Raw genomic sequence first — 4,710 nt, 5'->3', positions numbered from 1 at the left:
GTCGCCGCGCTCGTCGAAGCCGTCCATCTCGTTGAGCAGTTGCATCATCGTCCGCTGAACTTCCGCGTCGCCCGACGTCTTCGAGTCCGTCCGTTCGGCGGCGACGGCGTCGATCTCGTCGATGAAGAGGATCGCCGGCTCCTCCTGCTCGGCGAGGTCGAAGAGGTCGCGGACGAGGCGCGACCCCTCACCGATGAACTTCTGGACGAGCTCGCTGCCGGCCATCTTGATGAACGTCGCGTCCGTCTCGTTCGCGACGGCCTTCGCCATCATCGTCTTCCCCGTGCCCGGCGGGCCGTGGAGCAGGACGCCGCTCGGCGGTTCGACGCCGACGGTCTCGAACTGCTCGGGGTTGACGAGGGGGTCCTCGACGGCCTCGCGCACCTCGCGCAGTTCCGCTTCGAGACCGCCGATGTCCTCGTACTCGACGGACGGCGACTGATCGACCTCCATCGCCTGCGCGCGGGCGTCCGTCTCGTCGTCGAGGACGTCCTGAATGCTGAACGAGTCGTTGATCGTGACGCGATCGCCGACCTCGATGCGCTCGCGCGTCCGCTCGGAGACGTCCGTCAGTACCTCCTGATTGTTCCCGTGCTGCTTGACGACCGCGCCGTCCTCGGAGAGATCCTCGACCGTCGCGAGGTAGAGGGAGGCGGTCTTCAGCGTCTCGTTCTCGCGCTGAAGGTCGTCGACGTCCTCGCGGAGGTCGGCGCGGTGGTCCCGCACCGCCGCCAGCTGCTCTTCGAGCTGATCGTTCACGTCGACCAGCCGGCGGAGGTGGTCTCTGAGCGCCGCCAACCGCTCTTCCGGGCTCGATTCGGGATCGAGCTCGAGCGTCGGCCGATCCGGGAGAGTAGGGCTACGAGACATTCGTTGACGGCTATAGGCCCCGCAGAAAGAAGATCCTTTGGGTCACGGACACATCCCGTCGCCGTCTAGAGCAGGAGGTCGTCCGCCCGGTCGAGGTACTCCCGGTAGACGCCGATGGCGGACTCGATCGGCGCGGGCGAGGACATGTCGACGCCCGCGTCGGCGAGGAGGTCCAGCGGGTACTCGGTCGACCCGCGCGTCAGGAAGTCCACGTAGGCCTCCGCGGCGCCCGCCTCGCCCGCGAGGACGTCCTGCGTGAGCGCGACGGCCGCGCTGATGCCCGTGCTGTACTGGTAGACGTAGTAGGAGTAGAAGAAGTGCGGGATGCGCATCCACTCGCGCGTGATGTGGTCGTCGACGCTCGCGTTCGCGTAGAACTCGCGCTTCAGATCGCCGTACGCGGCGTCGAGCGCGTCGGGCGTCAGCGGCTCGCCGTTCTCCTCCATCGCGTGGATCGTGTGCTCGAAGTCCGCGAACAGCGTCTGCCGGTAGAGCGTCGAGCGGAAGCGCTCGAGGTACTGATCGAGGACGTGCGCGCGCAGCGCCTCGTCCTCGGCGTTCTCCAGCAGGTAGTGCGTCAGCAGGCTCTCGTTGACCGTTGAAGCGACCTCCGCGACGAAGATCTCGTAGTCGTTGTAGACGTACGGCTGGTGCTCGCTCGACAGCTGGCTGTGCAGCGAGTGGCCGAGTTCGTGCGCGAGCGTGTACACCGAATCGAGGTCGCCCTGATAGTTCATCAGGATGAACGGCTGGGTGTCGTACGTCCCGCCCGAGTAGGCGCCCGATCGCTTGCCCGCGTTCTCGTAGACGTCGACCCATCCCGATTCCAGCCCCTCGGCGACGCGCGCTTGGTAGTCCTCACCGAGCGGCGCGACGGCCTCGACGACGTAGTCGCAGGCCTCCTCGTAGTCGATATCTGGTTCCTCCGCGTCCGTCAGCGGCATGTAGAGGTCCCACATCTCCAGTTCGTCGACGTCGAGCGCGCGCCGTTTCAGATCGGCGTGCCGGTGGAGCGCGTCGAGGTTCCCCCGAACCGTCTCCACGAGGTTGTCGTACACCTCGACGGGGATGTTCGGGCCGTCGAGCGCCGCCTCGCGCGCCGTATCGTAGTCACGCGCCCGCGCGCGTTTCACGTCCGACTTCGTCGAGTACTGCAGCGAGGAGCCGATGGTGTTCCGCACGTCCGCGATGCGCTCGTAGAAGGACTCGTGGACGGTACGACGGAAGCCGCGGTCGCGCTCCTGCAGGAGCGTCGTGAGGTTCGACTGCGTGATCTGGACGTCCTCGCCGTCCGGACCCTCGACCGTCGGGAACTCCAGATCGGCGTTCGTGAGCATCCCGTACACCTCGCCGGGCGCGCCCATCACCTCGCCGAACTCCGAGATGACCTCCTCGACCTCCGCCGAGCGCGTGTGCGCCTTCATCCGGAAGACGTCGTCGAGATAGTGCTCGTAGAGTTCGAGACCGTCCGTCGCGTCCACCATCCGATCGAGTTCCTCGCGGGAGAGCGACTGGATCTCGGGTTCGAGGAAGGACGTCGCGGAGGAGAGTTTGGAGGCGAGCGCGGAACCCCGCGACTTCAGCGCTTGGGCCTCCTGATCGCGCGTGTCCTCGTCGGCGCGCATCCGCGCGTACGCCGCGAGCGTCGAGACGGTGCGCGCGACCGCCTCGTACTCCTCCAAGAAGTCGAGGAGCGTCTCGCCGTCCTCGGTCACGTGACCCTCGTACTCGCGCAGGTCCTCGATCCCCCCCTTCGCCCGCTCGAAGTCGTCCTCCCACTCCTCGATCGAGTCGTAGACGCTCTCGAGATCCCACTTGTACGCCGCGTCGATCTCCTCGCGCTCAGGGACGGTGCTCATGGTCGAAACAGACGTGTCGCGGCGCTGTTAAGCGTTCCCTCCCACCGAGCGCCGACGTCACGACGCGCCGTCCGTCACGACCGCACGCCGCGAGCGACCGTCCCCGCGACGCGTGCGAGCGCGCGGCGCTCGGTCCGCTCGTCCGCGAAGAACGCCCGCGCGTCGGCCGCCGCGCGCTCGTCGCGCTCGAAGGTCGGCCCGTCGTAGTCGACGCCGGCGAGGACGAGCGGTCCCGGCGGCGCCTCGGGGACGCCCTCGGGACCCGGGAGCGGGGCCGGATCGAGGACGCGATCGACCTTCGAGCGCGGCGCGGCCCCCGCGGCCACGCTCCGGACGAGCGCGGCGACCCGGCGGACGAACCCGCGCGGAAACCCGCCGCGCGCGCCGTCAGGACGAGGAAGTCGCCGTCGCGTTCGACGGTCAGCGAGAGGTCGCGCTCGGTGCCGGCGTCGTCGCTCGTCAGATTGCGGAAGTCGTGCGCGCCGGAGAGCCGTCGGGCGGCCTCGCGGGCGCGCTCGGCGTCCGCGTCCGGCGCGTACAGGTGATAGACGTACGTGCGCGCGACGGCGTGGTGGGTGGCGTGGAAGTCGGCGGGCACGTCCGCGTGCGCCCACGCCCACACGGCGTCGTGGAGTTCGGCGTTGAGCGCGCGCGGCGTCAACCACTCGGGACAGTCGAGGGCGACGGTCTGCGCGAGCGCGGAGACGCCCGCGTCCGTCCGCCCCGCGGCCGCGTACCCCGACGGCTTCTCGGCGTCCGCACCCAGCACGCCGTGCGCGCGGAAGGCGTCGAAGAGCGCGTCCTCGACCGTCGAGACGGCGGGTTGGCGCTGGAAGCCGTGGAACGGCCGGCGTCGTAGGCGACGCGGAACGCCCGACGCACGCTCAGGCGAAGTCGCCGTGCCGCGGTTCGTCGTGCTCGCCGGGGAAGTCCTCCACTGGCACCTGCACCTGATCGCCCGAGACCATGTCCTTCACCGTCACGTTGCCCTCGGCGAGGTCGCGCTCCCCGACGATGACGACCGTCTCGGCGTTGATCGAGTCCGCGTAGTTCATCTGCGAGCCGAACGAGCGCCCCGAGACGTCGGACTCGACGACGTGCCCCCGCTCGCGGAGGTCGCGCGCGACGCGCGAGGCGACGTCGCGGACTTCGCCCACGGAGAGGACGTAGTAGTCCGTTCGAACCGCTTCCTCCGGCCAGACGCCCGCGCGCTGGAGGAGCTGCGGGAGCGTCGAGTACCCGGTCGCGAAACCGACCGCGGGCGTCGGCTGGCCGCCGAAGGACTCGATCAGGTCGTCGTAGCGCCCGCCGCCGAAGACCGAGCGCCCGACCTCGCCAGTGGAGTCGAAGCACTCGAAGACGACGCCCGTGTAGTAGTCCAGCCCGCGCGCCGTCGCGAGCGAGACGTCGACGTGTTCGCGCGCGCCGAAGTCCGCCGCCGCGTCGAGGACCGCGCGGAGGTTCTCGACCGCCGCCTCGACGCGCTCCGTGTCCGCGAACGCGACGAGGTCGTCGAGGTCGTTCGACGCGATGACGTCGTCGAACTCCTCCGCCTCGGCGACCGAGAGACCGGTACCGGCGAGCCGGTCGATGTAATCGTCGTAATCGAGCTTCTCTCGCTTGTCGACGACGCGGATGGCGTCGCGGGTCCGCACGTCCGCGTCGACGCTGTTCAGCACGCCGCCGAGCACGTCGCGGTGGCTGACGCGGAACTCGAAGTCGTCGCCATCGAGACCGAGATCGGCGAGGGCGTCCGCGGCGACAGAGAGCACCTCGCGTCCGCCGTCGGCTCACTGGAGCCGAAGACGTCGACGTTCGTCTGGTAGAACTCCCGGTTGCGCCCCGACTGTGGCTCCTCGTAGCGCCAGAAGTCCCGCGTCGAGAACCACTTGATCGGCTTCGAGAGCGCCTGCTGTTTCGCGACGACCATCCGCGCGACCGTCGGCGTCAACTCGGGCGTCAGCGTGACGTGCCGGCCGCC

The 4,710-nt window shown here is 69.2% G+C and carries 2 protein-coding genes and 2 pseudogenes; all 4 read right to left on the bottom strand.

Annotated features, from left to right (window positions below; translation table 11 throughout):
* On the bottom strand, positions 1–870 hold an 870-nt coding region (locus AOZ13_RS12845), incomplete at its 3' end, for an AAA family ATPase (RefSeq protein WP_049934124.1).
* Positions 871–935: 65 nt separating this feature from the next.
* Positions 936–2,729 carry an oligoendopeptidase F gene (gene pepF / locus AOZ13_RS12840; protein WP_020220900.1) on the bottom strand — a complete coding sequence of 598 codons (1,794 nt, stop codon included), beginning with the start codon at positions 2,727–2,729 and terminating at the stop codon, positions 936–938.
* 74 nt (positions 2,730–2,803) lie between these two features.
* Positions 2,804–3,617 (bottom strand): annotated as a pseudogene (truA, locus tag AOZ13_RS12835) (tRNA pseudouridine(38-40) synthase TruA).
* Positions 3,614–4,710 (bottom strand): annotated as a pseudogene (gene hisS, locus AOZ13_RS12830) (histidine--tRNA ligase); the annotation flags it as partial. The pseudogenes hisS and truA, both read right to left, overlap by 4 nt.

Source organism: Halarchaeum acidiphilum MH1-52-1 (genome assembly GCF_000474235.1).
Classification (GTDB): Archaea; Halobacteriota; Halobacteria; order Halobacteriales; family Halobacteriaceae; genus Halarchaeum; species Halarchaeum acidiphilum.
The sequence above is the reverse complement of the archived record's forward strand: the minus strand, read 5'-3'. Positions and strand labels throughout refer to the sequence as shown.